10 protein-coding genes are annotated in these 17,016 nt (G+C 51.2%); 5 read left to right on the top strand and 5 right to left on the bottom strand.

Annotated features, from left to right (window positions below; translation table 11 throughout):
• Positions 1–86 precede the first annotated feature (86 nt).
• The 3 genes from tctD (at position 87) to J4614_RS12955 (ending at position 3,309) form a co-directional block, all read left to right on the top strand.
• Positions 87–761, top strand: coding sequence for a transcriptional regulator TctD (gene tctD / locus J4614_RS12965; protein WP_001237934.1), 675 nt, complete (start codon positions 87–89; stop codon positions 759–761).
• Complete coding sequence (locus J4614_RS12960) at positions 748–2,163, top strand: sensor histidine kinase (RefSeq protein WP_134935839.1); 1,416 nt, start codon at positions 748–750, stop codon at positions 2,161–2,163. Before tctD ends, J4614_RS12960 begins: the two co-directional genes overlap by 14 nt.
• A 132-nt stretch (positions 2,164–2,295) precedes the next feature.
• Positions 2,296–3,309, top strand: coding sequence for a HoxN/HupN/NixA family nickel/cobalt transporter (locus J4614_RS12955; protein WP_001059353.1), 1,014 nt, complete (start codon positions 2,296–2,298; stop codon positions 3,307–3,309).
• A gap of 721 nt (positions 3,310–4,030) precedes the next feature.
• Here the strand turns inward: J4614_RS12955 and J4614_RS12950 are convergent.
• Both J4614_RS12950 and J4614_RS12945 read right to left on the bottom strand, forming a co-directional pair.
• A complete protein-coding gene (locus J4614_RS12950) occupies positions 4,031–4,927 on the bottom strand; it encodes an antimicrobial resistance protein Mig-14 (RefSeq protein ID WP_000701508.1) in 897 nt (298 codons plus the stop codon).
• 293 nt (positions 4,928–5,220) lie between these two features.
• Positions 5,221–6,150: a VirK family antimicrobial peptide resistance protein gene (locus tag J4614_RS12945; RefSeq protein WP_000178742.1), complete on the bottom strand. Its 930-nt coding sequence runs from the start codon at positions 6,148–6,150 to the stop codon at positions 5,221–5,223.
• Between the two features lie 516 nt (positions 6,151–6,666).
• On the opposite strand from J4614_RS12945, the gene pipB2 reads away from it, so the two are divergent.
• Together pipB2 and J4614_RS12935 are read left to right on the top strand one after the other, a co-directional pair.
• Positions 6,667–7,719 carry an SPI-2 type III secretion system effector PipB2 gene (gene pipB2, locus J4614_RS12940; RefSeq protein WP_208293195.1) on the top strand — a complete coding sequence of 351 codons (1,053 nt, stop codon included), beginning with the start codon at positions 6,667–6,669 and terminating at the stop codon, positions 7,717–7,719.
• 1,043 nt (positions 7,720–8,762) lie between these two features.
• A complete protein-coding gene (locus tag J4614_RS12935; RefSeq protein WP_063916899.1) occupies positions 8,763–10,937 on the top strand; it encodes a TonB-dependent siderophore receptor in 2,175 nt (724 codons plus the stop codon).
• A gap of 41 nt (positions 10,938–10,978) precedes the next feature.
• Here J4614_RS12935 and J4614_RS12930 read toward each other — a convergent pair whose 3' ends face one another.
• The 3 genes from J4614_RS12930 to iroC form a co-directional block, all read right to left on the bottom strand.
• On the bottom strand, positions 10,979–11,914 hold the full coding sequence (locus J4614_RS12930) for an alpha/beta hydrolase (protein WP_001645728.1): 936 nt from the start codon (positions 11,912–11,914) through the stop codon (positions 10,979–10,981).
• Positions 11,915–11,945: 31 nt separating this feature from the next.
• Positions 11,946–13,190: an esterase family protein gene (locus J4614_RS12925; protein WP_023208258.1), complete on the bottom strand. Its 1,245-nt coding sequence runs from the start codon at positions 13,188–13,190 to the stop codon at positions 11,946–11,948.
• 109 nt (positions 13,191–13,299) lie between these two features.
• Positions 13,300–16,956 carry a salmochelin/enterobactin export ABC transporter IroC gene (gene iroC, locus J4614_RS12920; protein ID WP_023208257.1) on the bottom strand — a complete coding sequence of 1,219 codons (3,657 nt, stop codon included), beginning with the start codon at positions 16,954–16,956 and terminating at the stop codon, positions 13,300–13,302.
• Positions 16,957–17,016 lie beyond the last annotated feature (60 nt).

The following is a 17,016-nucleotide window of genomic DNA, read 5'->3' as shown; positions in this document are numbered from 1 at the left end:
GACATGTAGCAGTTCGGTTGCGTGATTGTTAAAACAATAACCTTTCAATTCCCTTTCAATGCGGCAGAAACTTTACAGGATGTGATATGCGTCTCTTATTGGCGGAAGATAACCGTGAGCTGGCTCACTGGCTGGAGAAAGCGCTGGTGCAAAACGGCTTTGCCGTGGACTGCGTATTTGACGGCCTGGCGGCTGACCATCTTCTGCACAGTGAAATGTACGCGCTGGCGGTGCTGGATATCAATATGCCGGGAATGGATGGACTGGAGGTGGTGCAACGGCTGCGTAAACGCGGTCAGACCTTGCCCGTTTTGCTGCTCACGGCGCGAAGCGCGGTGGCGGATCGCGTAAAAGGTCTCAACGTCGGCGCCGATGACTATCTGCCGAAACCCTTTGAACTGGAGGAGCTGGATGCCCGTTTACGGGCCTTGCTCCGACGCAGCGCTGGGCAGGTTCATGAAGTTCAGCAACTGGGTGAATTGATCTTTCATGATGAAGGGTATTTTCTGTTACAGGGACAGCCGTTAGCGCTGACGCCGCGTGAGCAGGCGCTCTTAACCGTATTGATGTACCGACGAACGCGACCAGTTTCGCGTCAGCAGCTTTTTGAACAGGTGTTCAGCCTGAACGATGAGGTAAGCCCTGAAAGCATCGAACTTTATATTCATCGACTGCGTAAAAAACTCCAGGGAAGCGATGTACGAATTACGACGCTGCGCGGCCTGGGTTATGTGCTGGAGCGCGGCGATGAAGTGGGTTAAGCCGCAATCGTTGTACCTGCAACTCTTACTGTTCCTGGGGTTGCCGCTGATTCTGCTATGGGGGCTGTCGGCGTTTAACAGCTATGTCAATGCGCTACAGGCCGCCACTCAGGCTTATGATCGTACGTTGCTCTCCTCGGCGCGAACGGTATCGGAACGGCTGGTGGTGCGCAATAACCATCTGGAAGTTAACGTGCCCTGGGTGGTGCTGGATAGCTTCGAGCTTAATATGAATGATCGACTCTATTACAAAGTCGTCGACCCTTCCGGAAAGGTGATTTCCGGTTATGACGATCTGCCTGCCATGCCGCCCGCTACGCCTCGTACCCGGTTTTATCCGGCGCTGGCGTGGTTCTATCATACCGAGTATCGCGGCGAGGCGATCCGCGTGGCGCGTTTGCTACAGCCGATCAACGAAGGCGGCATTATCGGCATGGCGGAGATTTATGTCGCAGAGACGCTGCAGTCCCGTCGTTATCTGGCGGGCCAACTGCTGTTCTCTTCCTGGATCTCACAGGGGCTGCTGGTGTTGCTGACCCTGGTGCTGGTTGGCTGGTTATTACGCCGGATCCTGCGCCCTATGCGTCAACTTTCGTCATTAATGGTACGCCGCGAACCGGGTCTGCTAACGCCGCTGCCGGAACTGCTGCCGTGGTCGGAAACACGCTTGTTAATCGTGGCGTTTAATCGCTACATTGACAGGCTCCGCGGCATCCTCTCCCGGCAGGAACGCTTTAGCGCCGATGCTTCTCACCAGTTAAAAACGCCGCTGGCGGTGTTAAAAACGCAGGCGGCGGTGGCGTTAGCCAGCCAGCACCCTCATCACTGGTACGAAAGCCTGCAGGCGATGAGCGTAACGCTGGATAGCACCATTCAGCTCACGGAAAGATTGTTGCAACTTTCTGCGGTAAAGCATAAAGAGCAGGGCGAGCGGCGTTTTTCCCCGGTGAATCTGTACGATATCGTACAGAGCGGCTGTTTTACCCGCCTGGCGCAGGCGCGCAGTAAACATATCGACCTGGGCTACGAAGGCGAACAGGAAGCGATGTGGATCGAGGGGGATGAGGTACTGCTTAGCGAGCTGTGCGGAAACTTGCTGGATAATGCGCTGAAATACACGCCTGAGCAAGGCATCGTCACCGCGCGGCTTGAACGGGATGGCGATGCCGTGACGCTGGTTGTCGAAGATAGCGGCCCCGGCATTGATGATGAACACATCCATCTGGCGCTACAGCCGTTCCACCGGCTCGATAACGTAGGAAATGTGGCCGGGGCGGGCATTGGTCTGGCTTTGGTCAATGATATCGCACGCCTGCACCGTACTCATCCCCATTTTTCCCGTAGCGAAGCGTTGGGAGGGCTATACGTTCGGATACGCTTTTTAAGCCTTGTTCCGCAGTAATGCGCACAAATGTGTCAGTGGTAAAGCACGTTTACAAAAAGTCGCATCTTGAGGTGTGACGTTTTAATCAAATGATCATACATTCCCCCTACAAACCGTAGCGTTAATTAAAACTATAGTGGGTGCAGGGGCATGAATAATCATACTAAACGACGGGGAATAGCATTAACCGTCTTTCTTGTCGGGGTTAACATCCTGGCCTGGATTTGGGCGTTCTGTGTTTTTCATCACCATGCCGTCATGCTAAGCGCAGCCATACTGGCGTATAGCTTTGGGCTGCGTCATGCGGTTGATGCCGATCATATCGCAGCCATCGATACCGTCACCCGTAAACTGATGCAGCAGGGTAAAACGCCTTTAGGCGTGGGGGCGTTTTTTTCATTGGGTCATTCGACCATTGTCGTTCTGGCATGTCTGGCGATTGTTGTGACGTCGATGGCATTTCGCGATCGTATTGATGTTTTGCATCAATATGGTTCGTTGATCGGTACGGCTGTTTCCGCTTTTTTTCTGCTGGCGATGGCCCTGCTTAACCTGTTTATTTTGTTCAACGTCTGGCGGCAATTTCGCTCGGTTACCCGCGGCGAGTCAGTGAGGGCGCATGACGAGGCGATACCTGGCGGGCTGATGACGCGTATATTTCAGCGTACGTTTCGTTTAGTCACTTCCAGTTGGCATATGTATTTTGTCGGTTTTCTGTTTGGTCTGGGATTTGATACCGCAACCGAGGTTGGGTTGCTGGGCATTTCCGCTTCAGCAGCCAACCAGGGGCTATCTCTCTGGTCGATGATGATTTTTCCTGTGCTGTTTACCGCCGGGATGGCGCTGGTGGATTCCCTGGATAACTTTGTCATGGTCGGCGCTTACGGTTGGGCTTTCTCGCATCCATTACGTAAGCTTTATTATAATATGACCATTACCGCCGCATCCGTCATTGTCGCGCTGGCGATTGGCGGGCTTGAGGCGCTGGGGTTGATTGATGATACGTTACAGTTAAGCGGAACATTTTGGCAGACCGTAAGCACGCTTAACGATCATATGGGGAATGTGGGCTTCTGGGTAGTGGGCGCTTTTGTGCTATTCTGGCTGCTCTCGTTGTTGAATTATCGCTGGCGCGGCTATGATAAAATCACCCTCAATACCTGATTGATTTCTGTAAAAATAACATTTCGGCAGTGGTGTCATATCATTGCCGAAGCATTTTATCTCCTGAGAGTATATTCTTCCCGGTAAGTGCGTTATTTTTCATGCTTGCCTTTCGTTATCAATTTAAGCAATCCGATATAACATACAATACCAAAAATAATAATAACAGTTGTATACCCAAGAATCAGCCAGTCTGCATGTGTCATAATATAATCCAGTTATCAGGTATCCCGTGTTAAGGCGATCTTTAAGCCTGTTGTCAGCAAGAACCACTGTACCCGTTCAGTGCTGTTGACAATAACGTATTGTTTATGCACAAGAGCGTTGTTACAAATAACGTATGCATTGAGCATAGACCCCACCCGCATTTTTGTAATGCCATAAAGCAAGGCTACACCTTTAATCTACTGACGGTATGCCAGGCCAGAAGAGATAAAATGGTGGTTGTCATCATCATCTGTTCCTGACGCCAGGTTAATGACACACACATATGAAAATGTATAACCGCTGCACGCTTTTTAGCACGTTATCTGTAACATACCGTGTTAATCAATTCCATAAAACCGAGTATAGTGTAAGTGAATTTCGAGTAATTGTCATTATGATTATATGGTGGTTAACTTATTTTTTAAATTCTGATTAAATTTTAGTTTTTTATCAGTTCATCAGGATTTATGAAAAATCTGGACGTAAAAAACATATTTACGTCCAGGCTTTCTTTTTAGCAAATCGATTTCCCGGTAAAATAGGGGGTCGACCACATGCGCTTATATTCCCATTCAGGCTTTAGTATGCCGATGGAAAAAAGTAATTTTTTTTGTCTTTCCTGGCAGTAATTTCTGGCGCGGCTAATATTTAGCCACATTAGTATGCTGCCGGGACTGAGTGGCCTGCACTCATTTTTAATTGCACCATTAGATACGTCAAAGTAGACGTTCATCTGGCTTTCAGATTTCAGTACGATATCAAATGCACAGGGTATCCCTTCAATATAAAGAATATGCCCAAACAGAAGGTGATGCAGTTGACTAAAAAAGTTGGCAAGGTTATCAGCGGGATAGCAGGATGAAGTATTACCGAAACGAGACCGAAATAACTCGATAAAAATATGAGTCAGTTCATCAGAAGAACAATCAGCAACGCTTTTTACACTTCCGCCTTTTTTAAGAAATCGCTGATATTCATTACGGCGTGTTTTTTCAAACTTAGAAGAGAACGCTTCTTTGACCAGACAATTTTGTTTTTTTCTGGTGAGTTTCCATATGGCATTGCGTATTTGTGGCTGATGTAACGCCGAAAGCCGGTTAGTACGATCGGGTAAGAAGCAGCGTAAATCTGGTGCCATCGGAATAAGTATCTCGTCTGACGATAGCGGGAAGGTTCTGCGCGTCAGGATGCCAATATTCTGATCATTACAAATAAAGTAGGCGCCTTTAATCTTATCATCTTCTTCATAGTGGAAGAATTTAAAATGCCAGTTATGGCGCTTCATAAAATAATCAACAATATCTGGGTGCATATTGATACTACCGCCGTATTGCGCAAACACCTCCCGGTATAGGGTAAAGGAAGACGGCTGCCAGCGGGTTAATATACGCTTAACTTCTTGTATTTTCACCAAAACTCCTGACTTGGCTTACTGAAAATTCTATTTTGTATTATTTTTTTGCTTAACCAAATAAAAATGTGACAAATGTTTAGCTTGTATTTAATGGTTAACATGCTAATCGATGACGTTATGGTGAAGGGAATAAGATTAAGATGTTGATCATAGCATGAGTGAAAGCGACGGTTTAATGCCGCGCTATTCACTCGCAAGCCATTCTGTATTTAATCATTCAGTAGCGATACAGATTTCAAAGAGATCCGCTGAACGGTAGCAGGATCTGCACATCCGCGTATGAAATAGTTCTACCGGGAGAGGCTGTTAACCTCTTGTATTATTGTATCCAGAATATGATAGCGTTTCCGATACTCTGCGCGTTTTTTGCTGGGGATACTTTCAGGAGCTTTACGCATCACCTGTGATGGCAGATGATATAAGGCACCTTTCTTAACGCCGTTTAGCGACTCCCAGAATTCACTATAGCTGGCCACAAAAGTTTTTTTCTTCTGGAATAAGTACCTGAGTTGACGATAAACATGGTTGTTTTCACTTACCGCATAAATCTCGTCGACATTACAGGCCTGCATCAATGTCGCAAATGCTTCATACAGCATCCGTTTAGGAAAGAGACCGTAACAATCTTTGGTGGCGTTACGTATGACTTGTGGGCCGATATGTTTACTGGGCCCTTGTAACCCGGCAACCAGCGCTATTTGCTTCCCTTCATGGCGGATAAAGGAAAATGATAAACGTGCCAACGGCGTATCATTGAAGCACAGCGTTAATGTCAGCTCACCTTCTCTGTCATAGCCACAGGGACCGCAGTAGATATCTACCAGAGCACCGTTTTTTCCTTCCAGGTGAGCGAGTAAGATTTGTTCCTCGGACAGAAGGATCTTTTTAATTTTACTTTCCGGAAAGGACTGAACGAACTGGTAGTGTTCCAGAATAGCTCTTGCCCGGCAACGTATGCTAAGCCCGGTATACAAATAGGGCCGCTGGATTTTTGCCGGCAATAGGGGACGATGAATGATCAGCGTTCTGGGCTGAGACAGATGGCATAATTCATTGAAGTATTTAATTGTCGTTACGGGGTTAATAAGGCAACGTAATACAAATTTATAGCGAAACTTACGCTCTCCCCAGCGTTTATGGCGATAAGGCGTCTGCGCCATGACTTCTTTTAACATTAATAATGGATTATATCTTTCCATATCACTTTGCTGCATCGTCATACTACGTCCCTACTACTCGATAGACTTATAACCGAGACGGTAGCCTGATTGAGTTAAACGTAAAGGCAACGAAGAAGGCCTGTACAGACGACGTTGTTAAACAGTTTATCAATGGCAGCAATAAAACGCCTGAACACGCTTTTTAATAGATTTTCTGCTAATGAGTGGGATGAGTCCTGAACGTAGTATTAAAACGAATGCCGCGTTTATTATTTTAAATAATGTTTATACTCTAAATAATTCGAGTTGCAGGATGGCGGCAAGCGAGCGAATCCCCAGGAGCTTACTAAAGTAAGTGACTGGGGTGAGGGAACGCAGCCGCAGCACATGCAACTTGAAGTATGACGAGTATAAGCCAATATATTTATTTGGCTGGTATTGTGTAAGTCAGACAGCAACGCGTCGTGATACGTGATTATGTAACCAGACGCAAAGGGGGTATTCACCTTATCTCTAAATGCAAATCTATATGATAAATTTTATCATGTACTATGTTGCTCTCTGGGAGAAAATATTATGGAGCGTTCACTCGATAGTCTGGCTGGTATGGCTACATCTGCTTTTGGCGCGGGGACTTCTGCTGCTATGCGGCAAGCCACCTCTCCCAAAACCATTCTGGAATATATCATTAACTTTTTTACCTGTGGTGGGGTGCGTCGGAAAAATGAAGCACAATATCAGGAATTGATAGACACTATGGCTGATACATTGAAAAGTTCAATGTCTGACAGAGGTGCTCCGTTGCCAGAAAACATTATACTGGAGGATATGGGCGGGTTTCGTGTCGAATTTAATCTTCCTGGTGAGAATAACGAAGCTGGACAAGTTATTGTACGAGTCAGTAAAGGCGACCATTCTGAGACAAGAGAAATTCCGCTTGCCTCTTTTGAAAAAATATGTCGAGCTTTACTATTCAGATGCGAATTTTCTCTTCCTCAGGATTCTGTAATATTAACTGCCCAGGGAGGCATGAATCTTAAAGGCGCTGTCCTTACCGGAGCAAATCTGACGGCAGAAAATTTATGTGACGCAGACTTAAGCGGCGCAGATTTAGAGGGGGCAATACTGTTTATGGCGGATTGTGACGGTGCAAATTTTAAGGGCGCAAATCTATCGGGAGCATCATTAGGCGACAGTAACTTAACGAACGCCTGTCTGGAAGATAGTATTATGTGTGGCGCTACCCTCGATCGCGCTAATCTTACTGGCGCCAATTTACAACACACAAGTCTGTTAGGCTGTAGCATGGTAGAATGTAATTGTTCCGGTGCGAATATGGATCACGCTAATGTTTCAGGCTCAACCCTTATACGTGCCGATATGAGCGGTGCGACATTAAAGGGTGCTACTATAATGGCTGCTATTATGGAAGGCGCTGTCTTAACTCGGGCAAACCTGCAAAAGGCTAGTTTTACTGCTACGAACCTGGACGGGGCTGATTTGTCTGAGGCTAATTTAAGAAATACCAGTTTTAAAGATTGTACACTAACCGATTTGCGTACCGAAGACGCCACAATGTCTACAAGTACACAAACACTTTTTAACGTATTTTATAGTGAAAATATTTAGCCCTATTTGACGTAAATCTGAAATAAAAGCAATGTAAGAATGACAATCTGCTACTGAATAGTAGCTGAGAGTAAATTATTTACAGTATCTTTTATTATTACAGGAGCATGCGACGGTAAAAATATCTGAATAACCATTTCTATTTTCTCAAGTAGAACTTCCAACTAAAGCGAATTGTTTGAAAAGGAAAACGCTATGCCTGGATGTATAAGTGCCTGTTCGTGCGTTGCCAGCCCAACGCCTCCCGAGCCTAAGGGCCCCCCTAAGCCTAAGTGGATAGAGTTAAAAGGTTATTGTGTTACATGTACTCATGAGTCTGATATTCGCCCGCCTTCTGAAAGGGAAGACAAACGACAGAGAAAAGTGCAGGCGATTGAGCTTTATTGGTTGCGGCGTCTCCTGGACGACTTGGGAATACAAGAAGGTACTTCTCAAGACCCGACAGTAAAACCCACTAACTGTGGGTTGCCATTTTTCCCGGTAGATCATGGAGAACGAGAAACCGATGTCTGACGGTTTTCAGTCTGCAAAGCGCCTGATAAATATTACCAGGCGCTTTGTATTTTGGCGCCAACATCACTTTCATCATCAAATATCGAATGACTACAATCGTATCCGATCCCACCATTACCCAGAGGGAAAGTCGCTGGCAAACTGTAAGAACGGTTCGCCGTCGGCAGGGAAGCGCCGGTGAACCCTGAACCGCGCTATACCATCTTACCAGGGTGTTTCTTGTCATTAACGCTTTGAAAAATAGTTTTATTTCTCTACTCCTGTTTTGTAAAACCTCCGTTCAGTAGGCGCATTCTGCCCCCCTTCCCGGATTTACTGGCAAAGCGGAGCCCGGACAGAGAGTCATATTGCAAAATCCCGTTTCCGTTTTTTTATTACCAGATTTTTGTGGTCGAAAGATTGCCTTTTCCTTAATTGAATGATAATTATTATCATTAGCATATGATAATAATTACTATATAGACGTAACCTGGCAAGGATGTGAGCTTGAGGGCAACAGCGCTACTTTAGACATTATTTAGGGAATGGGTATGAGAGTTAATAAGTTCCTCTGGTTAATAACCGTGGTTTCTACAGGGGTTAATAGTCCATTATCAGCAGCAGAATCTACTGACGACAACGGCGAAACGATGGTGGTTGAATCCACCGCCGAGCAAGTATTAAAGCAACAGCCGGGCGTTTCGATTATTACTCGTGACGATATTCAGAAGAATCCTCCCGTTAACGATCTTGCCGATATTATTCGTAAGATGCCTGGGGTTAATCTTACCGGCAATAGTGCCTCGGGAACGCGCGGAAATAACCGACAAATTGATATTCGTGGTATGGGGCCGGAAAATACCTTAGTGCTGATTGACGGCGTGCCGGTGACGTCGCGAAATTCGGTTCGCTATAGCTGGCGCGGAGAACGCGACACCCGTGGCGATACGAACTGGGTGCCGCCGGAGATGGTAGAGCGTATTGAAGTGATCCGTGGGCCCGCCGCCGCGCGTTATGGCTCCGGTGCCGCAGGTGGGGTGGTGAATATCATCACCAAACGCCCCACTAATGACTGGCACGGCTCGCTGTCGCTCTATACCAACCAGCCGGAAAGCAGCAAAGAAGGTGACACCCGGCGGGGTAACTTTAGCCTTAGCGGCCCGTTGGCTGGAGATACGTTGACGATGCGCCTGTACGGTAATCTCAACAGAACCGATGCCGATAGCTGGGATATTAACTCCTCCGCCGGTACCAAAAATGCCGCCGGACGGGAGGGGGTCACCAATAAAGATATTAATAGCGTCTTCTCATGGAAAATGACCCCGCAGCAAATCCTTGATTTTGAAGCGGGATACAGTCGGCAGGGGAATATCTATGCCGGCGATACGCAAAACAGTACTTCAAACGCGGTTACCAAAAGTCTCGCGCAGTCCGGGCGGGAGACCAATCGCCTGTACCGGCAGAATTACGGTCTAACTCATAACGGCATCTGGGACTGGGGGCAAAGCCGCCTGGGGTTCTACTATGAAAAAACCGATAATACCCGCATGAATGAGGGGCTCTCCGGCGGCGGCGAGGGGCGTATTACCAACGACCAGACGTTCACCACTAACCGCCTGACCTCGTATCGCACCAGCGGCGAGGTGAATGTCCCGGTGATATGGCTATTTGAGCAAACGCTCACCGTCGGCGCGGAGTGGAACCGCGATGAACTGAACGATCCTTCCTCTACCAGTCTGACGGTTAAGGATAGCAATATCGCCGGGATTCCCGGTTCGGCGGCTAACCGTAGCAGCAAAAATAAATCGGAAATCAGTGCGCTGTACGTTGAAGATAATATCGAACCCATGGCCGGTACCAATATTATTCCGGGTCTGCGTTTTGACTATTTGAGCGAATCCGGGAGTAATTTTAGTCCCAGTCTTAACCTTTCCCAGGAGTTAGGTGAATACGTCAAGGTGAAAGCCGGTATTGCCCGGGCCTTTAAGGCACCGAACTTGTATCAAACCAGTGAGGGGTATTTACTCTATTCGAAAGGCAACGGTTGTCCAAAAGATATTACGTCGGGCGGCTGTTACCTGGTCGGTAATAAGAATCTCGATCCTGAAATTAGTATCAATAAAGAGATTGGGCTGGAATTTACCGTAGACGATTACCACGCAAGCGTCACGTATTTCCGTAACGATTATCAGAATAAGATTGTCGCAGGTGATAAAATTATTGGCAGAAGCGCATCTGGCGCTTATGTATTGCAGTGGCAGAACGGCGGTAAAGCGCTGATTGAAGGTATTGAAGCCAGCATGGCTGTTCCGCTGATGCCGGACCGTCTGAACTGGAATACCAATGCGACTTATATGATCGCTTCTGAGCAAAAAGATACCGGTAATCCCTTATCGATAATCCCGAAATATACGGTGAATACCTTCCTCGACTGGACTATCACCAGCGCGCTCTCCGCTAACGTCAACTGGACGTTATACGGCAAGCAAAAACCGCGAACACATGCGGAGTCGCGTAGTGAAGAGACCAAAGGATTGTCCGGGAAAGCGCTGGGGGCTTACTCACTGGTCGGCGCTAACGTTAACTACGATATCAATAAGAACCTGCGTCTTAATGTCGGTATCAGCAATATCTTCGATAAACAGATCTATCGCTCCGCCGAAGGGGCAAATACCTATAACGAACCGGGGCGGGCTTATTATGCCGGTGTGACGGCCTCGTTTTGATGGGTTATGCCCGCCGCTGGCGGGCATATTCTGGCGACGGGTTAATGGCAGCGTGGTTCTTGGCTTGCCGGTTCGCGACTGATATCCAGCAATGCACTACGAAAAGAGGCGTTAAACATGGGCCCGTGGCCCAGGCCCGGGTAATGCTGCAGGGCCGCGTTAACGCCGTTGTTCTCAAGCGTTCTCACGGTCTCCTGAACTTTTTGCAGGAGCTCGGCCATCTGGCGTTGCCTGCTATCCCCATTCGACGCTGAACCTTCCATTATGATGAGTTTTTTATGGCAGAACGGCGACGGCTTCACTGTCGTAAGGCGATTCAACAGGGCAAAGTTATCCCTGCTGAGTGACGGGCTGGCGCTGTAATAGATATGAAAGAAGGATGACGACAGCCAGGAGTCCAAAACGAACAGGCCGCCATAAGAATGTCCCCATACCCCGCGCCGTTCGGGGTTGATGGTTATTCCTTGTTCCACCTGCGGCGCGATATGTCTCTCCAGTAGCTGGCGGAACGCTGGCCCGCCGCCGGTCTTACGATGAAAACGCGGGCTATTTTCACTGTCATCGCGATCGATTCCCGGCACCGACGTATAGTCATAAGCTCTGCCGTTAAGATCAAACGGCAGGTTAGTCTGATAGCCAATCGCCACAATCACCGGCGGCGAGCGGTCTGCCAGTTGTTTGAGCAGCGCCTCCGGCAGCCTGTCCATCACTGCGTTGCCGTCCAGCATATATAAGACAGGATAACCCGACGGCGGGGCGGCTTTATTGGGGATAGCGGTCCATACCCGGTAATGTCTTGCGCCATCGGCAGATTGAAAGTCATTGACCCTAAAATGGTAATATCCCGAACCTTTATCAGCGATATTCGGCCCTAATGGCTGCATATCCGGCTGCGCATAACTCAGCGCGCTAAAACAAAAACTCACTAAAAATAGCGCCATGCGATAGCGCTTGTTGTGGTACTGGCGACCATACATCGGATGTGATTCCTTTTTGGTAGGTGAAGTTTTATCGGGGCAGTAGACGTAATCCGTCAATCAGCGCGCCGCGCCACCAGGCATAATCGTGACCGCCGGTGTACACGTTGCAATGGCTTTCAACGCCGGCGGCGCGCAATTTTTCATGCAACTGTTTGACCTGCGGGACCGTCGAACCTTCCAGCGATCCCACGCACAGATGCGTACGTACGGCTGGCGAGGGCGCGGATAACACATGTTCGCTGACCCATGAACGCTCTTCTGCGCTGAAATGGTCCGGGCGATTGCGGTTGTCCGGCGTCCACCACATTGAGGGGGAGTGGCTCAGCACCAGGCCGAAGCTCTCTGGCGCGTGGCGGGCCGCCATCAGCGCGGTCACGCCGCCGAGGCTTTGCCCTGCCAGCACCGTTTGTGTACGGTCCGCCCACCGCCGTTCCGGGTATTTGGCGCGAAGGGTTGGCAGCAGGCGTTCGGCAATGTCGAGCACCAGCTCGCGGCGACCGCCGAGGATTGCGACGCGTTCACGCGCGTTGATGTTATCAATGCCGAGTACGGCCACCGGCGCGATGCGTCCGCTGCGGATGGCAGCGTCAATGGCGGCACTTACCCCAAGATGGTCGAACCAGATCTCGCCATCCGTGAGTACCAGTAAGCCCAGCGGTTGTACGACAGGAACGTCAGGAAGATACAGCCGCACACGGCGACGTTGTCCGGCGAGCCGATGTTCTGAGGTGAAAAGCTGCCCGGCGTAAGCGCGACAGCCTGACCACTCCTCCTGTGCCGGGGCGTGATCCAGCGCCAGAACGGATTCCTGCGCATTGCCCCGAACATTTATTCCCGGCGTGTTGTTCAGCGGGTCCGCCTTCCCGACAAGGGAGGCGAAACGGCTTCCAAGCTGCAACACCGTCTCGTCCGGGGTTTCCGGTGGTATTTCGACCATCGTATAGGAACCGCAGTAGGATGCCGGTAAGCGAAGCGTCAGATGCCAGATATCCGTTGTGGGCAGTTGCGTCATCATACCTTTCGCCACGTTATCTTTATCGGTGACACGGTTCAGGCGAACATAAACCCCCCGCAGAGGAGAGGCGGCACGCCACAGGAAGGTGACTTCCCGTTCATCGTCTGCGTCGTTAATGGCTGTCACCAGCGGCAGCGCGAGCGAGTTTGCTTCTCGCCAGAAGTGAGAAGCGTCAACCTGGCTTCCGGCGGCGAGTTGGCGGCGAAGGCGCGTAGCGGTCTGTATAGCGACAGGAGCGACGGGCGGGCTCAGTCTCATTCTTTGTATTCCATCTCATTTATATTTCGGTCAGTATCAATAGCTAAAGCGGCTGTTACAGGAACAGCCGCTTGCGGGCTTTCTTTTGCGTAAATCGTGGCGATAAAAACTATCCTGTGACCTCTCCTTGCGTATCGCGTGTCTGGCCGACGCTGTCCCGCCACAGACGAGCATACAGGCCATGAGCCGCTATCAACTGCTCATGGCTACCATATTCAGCGATACATCCTTTATCGATTACGACAATAACATCGCAGCGGCGAGCGGTGGTCAGCCGGTGCGCGACGATAAGCGCGATGCGTTTCTCGGTATGCGTCACTCCGGTAAGCGAGGTTATTAAGCGCTCCTCGGCGCTGCGGTCGATACGCGCTGTCGCCTCGTCGAGCAGCAGAATGTGCGCCTGCGCCAGTTGGGCGCGGGCGAGGGCAATCAACTGACGCTGGCCCGCGGACAGATCCGTGCCGCCGTTATTGACCGGAGTACGAAACCCCAGCGGCAGATGTTGCACAGTTTCAAAGAGTCCCGCCCGTCGCGCCGCGATCTCCACCTCCGTGTCGCTGCTGTCTGGCCGCGAATAGCGGATATTTTCGGCAATATCGCCGCTAAATAATGCGACATCCTGAGTGACCAGCCCCGTCTGGCGACGATAATCACTAAGCGACGCGGCATCAATTAGGCGCTCACCGACACGGATTTGCCCGCTGCCGGGAGAGTAGAGCCCGGCCAGCAGCTTGATCAGCGTCGATTTGCCGACGCCGCTACGTCCGACCACCGCGACTACCGTTCCTGGCGGAATGGTGAGCGAGAGCTTATCAAGCACAGGTTGCGTTTTTTCGGGATAGCGGAATGTCAATGCCTCCAGACGTAGCGCGCCGCCAGTGCCAGGCGTTATGGATGACGGTTCAATATTCTCCGTTTCCTCAGTCGCCAATAGCGCATTGATATGTTTGCCGCTGGCGGTTGCCTGCTGCCAGGAATCAACAATGCCTGACAACTGCTGTACCGGGCCATAAAATTGTCCCAGTAGCAGGAAGAACGCCGCCAGTATCCCGGGCGTCATTTCGCCTCCGGCGACCCGGGTCGCCCCGATTAAAAGCACGGCGGCATAGGCGGCCTCGGTGCAGAAGGTCAGGAACGGAAAATAGACAGCAAGGTATTTTTGCGCCCGCACGCGGGTGGCGCGGAAGTTGTCTGATAACGCCCGTAGCCTGGCGGCTTCCTGCTTCTGTTGGCCGTGTGACTGCACTACCCGCATACCGGAGACCTTTTCCTGAAGCGTACTGTTCACCTTACCAATTTCCAGCCGTGCCTGGGCGTAGGCAGGCGAGCTCAAACGGCGGTAAATCCACGTCGCCAGCATCACTACAGGCACGGCGCTTAATGCCGTTAATGCAAGAATGGGGTCAAGCCAGAACATTGCCGCGGCGATAGCGACCATCGTCACGATGCTGGTGGCCGCGCTGGCAAGACCGTTTTGCAGAAATCGGGCGAGTGAATCAACGTCGACGGTCATGCGAGTAAGACGCGAGTCGATGTGCTTCTCGTGCCAGGGAAGATTCAGGCGTAGCAGGTGGCTGAAGCTGCGTAAGCGTACCGTATGCTGTACCGACTCTGCCGCGCGGGCGGCGAAGATCGTTTGCAGCGCATAGCAGCACCAACCGATCGCCACCAGGCACAGCGCGAGCAGGGCGCATATGCCAATAGTCGACATATCCCCTGCGGCAACGCCTGAGTCAATACCGCGCTGCAAAAGCACCAGCACGCCAACGCCTGCGGCGGAATCAAGCGCGATAAGCAGGGCGGCGATGACGAACATCCAGGCTACTGGCGTCAGCAGCGATGAGACTTGACGCCCGTGGCCTGCCAGCGCCATCTGTACGGCGCGTTCCGGAACGCGCGTCATCCGGTCGACAAAACCTTTTCCGGCGGGGGGCTGGCGCTCATGCGCGTCGTCGGATTTTACCGTCGGCGTTGTTGGCCATAGCGCACGTTGTTCCGCCGGGGCGAGGGCGAGAAAGTCACCCTCGCCGCTCATCAGCGAGCGAAACGTCGGACACCTTGCATCCAGCTCCGCCTGGGTACCGATATCCACGACGCGGCCTTTATCCAGCACGACGATCCGATCGGCTAACTGCAGTGTTGAGCGGCGGCGCGCAATCACCAGCAGCATATGCTCATTATCGGCATAACGACCAAGAGCCGTATTAATTTCCGCTTCAGTACCGGCATCGACCGCCGAGGTGGTGTCATCGAGAATCAGCAGTTCCGGCGCGGTAATCAGTGCCCGTGCTAGCGCAATACGCTGTCGTTGGCCGCCGGAGAGGTTGTTTCCGCGTTCGGCCAGTCGGGTGTTGAACCCCTGCGGTAACGCATTGATGAACCCGCTGGCGCCTGCGGCATCGGCGGCGCGTCGGATGTCGTCCTGAGTCGCTTGCGGGTGCCCATAGGCGATGTTTTCCGCCACCGTACCGGCAAACAGAAACGCGTCTTCAAACACTACGCCAACGCGACGACGAAGCGCCGTCAGTTTCAGGTCGCGAATATTCTGTTGACCCGCAGTGGTGTTGAGCCACACCCCGCCGGAGGTGGGATCGTAAAAGCGCGCCAGCAACATCAGCAACGTTGATTTCCCGGAGCCGGATGCGCCAACCACTGCCACGGTTTCACCGGCGTGAATGGAAAACGAGATCTCATTGAGGATACGGTTACCGTTGTCGTAGTGGAAACTCATCTTCTCCACGTCCAGCCCGATAATCTGACCCTCAACCGACTCAGTACCGTCTTCCATGCGAGAACGCGTGTCGATAAGCGCGAAGACGCGCTCCACCGACGCCTGTGTGCGCTGTGCGATAACCAAAAACGATGCCAGTACGCGGGTGGGGCCGGTCAGCATAGCGAGAAAACTCGCGAACGCAACGAAGGTTCCCAGATCGATGCGCCCATTCATTACCGACCAGCCGCCATAGCACAGCAGGACGATTTGCCCTATCACCGGTAGCGCCAGCATGGTTGCGCCCGGCATCGCCTGCGAGATAGCGGCGCCGATGCGTACCCGCACCATCTGCCGCGACTGACCATCGAGCCAACGCGTTTCGCGTAACTCCGCCACGCAGGACTTCACCACTGAGATCTGTTCCAATACTTCGCGCATATGCTCCGTCATGTGCGCCAGCCGGTCTGAGGCAAGCCCCGTTTGCGCGAAAACACGGCGACGGGCGCGCAGGGCGGTAATAGCAAGGGCGGCCAGTACGCAAATCACGATAAGCGTCATGGATGGCGACATCCATAGCATCACCGCGATACCGGCCACATAGTAAGTGAGCACCGCCAGCGGCACCGGACACATCTGTAGCAAGGTGTGTACCTGTTGAAGATCGCTGTTGGTACGCGAAATGACCTGCCCGGTACGCAAGGCGTCCTGGCCTGCGCCGTCCAGTTTTTGAATACTGTCGAACGCACGGCTACGTAACGTATGCTGAACCCACAACGAGAGTTCTCCGGCATAGCCGCGGCGCACGTAATTCCCGATAAAATCAAAAAGGGCAATTAACAGCAGGCCGCAGGCAAGTAACGGCAGGTGGGTCGTATCGCCTGCTATCGCGTCATTGACGGCCTGACGCGTTATTAGCGGCGTCAGCGCAGCCAGTAAAATGGTCGATACTGATGCTACGATGACAATGATGCTCAGTGTTTTACGTTCCCAACACACGCGAGCAAGGCGAACTATCCAGGCACGAGCGGGCATGGGGGAATGAGTCGCGGGCATTAAGCCTCCTTATCGGTGAAAGATGAGATATGGCGGCGCAATCTAGGTTCAGCCGCCACA

The organism is Salmonella sp. 32031103-2018-00083-FB-01-SM-01 (assembly GCF_017571995.1).
In the GTDB taxonomy this organism is placed as follows: Bacteria; Pseudomonadota; Gammaproteobacteria; order Enterobacterales; family Enterobacteriaceae; genus Salmonella; species Salmonella enterica.
Note: the sequence above shows the minus strand (reverse complement) of the source record. Positions and strands in the feature narration are given on the sequence as shown.

Coding starts and splice junctions, on each gene's coding strand:
- tctD (WP_001237934.1), top strand. CDS start 87: ATGCGTCTCTTATTGGCGGAAGATAACCGTGAGCTGGCTCACTGGCTG.
- J4614_RS12960 (WP_134935839.1), top strand. CDS start 748: ATGAAGTGGGTTAAGCCGCAATCGTTGTACCTGCAACTCTTACTGTTC.
- J4614_RS12955 (WP_001059353.1), top strand. CDS start 2,296: ATGAATAATCATACTAAACGACGGGGAATAGCATTAACCGTCTTTCTT.
- J4614_RS12945 (WP_000178742.1), bottom strand. CDS start 6,150: ATGACGATGCAGCAAAGTGATATGGAAAGATATAATCCATTATTAATG.
- pipB2 (WP_208293195.1), top strand. CDS start 6,667: ATGGAGCGTTCACTCGATAGTCTGGCTGGTATGGCTACATCTGCTTTT.
- J4614_RS12935 (WP_063916899.1), top strand. CDS start 8,763: ATGAGAGTTAATAAGTTCCTCTGGTTAATAACCGTGGTTTCTACAGGG.
- J4614_RS12930 (WP_001645728.1), bottom strand. CDS start 11,914: ATGTATGGTCGCCAGTACCACAACAAGCGCTATCGCATGGCGCTATTT.
- J4614_RS12925 (WP_023208258.1), bottom strand. CDS start 13,190: ATGAGACTGAGCCCGCCCGTCGCTCCTGTCGCTATACAGACCGCTACG.
- iroC (WP_023208257.1), bottom strand. CDS start 16,956: ATGCCCGCGACTCATTCCCCCATGCCCGCTCGTGCCTGGATAGTTCGC.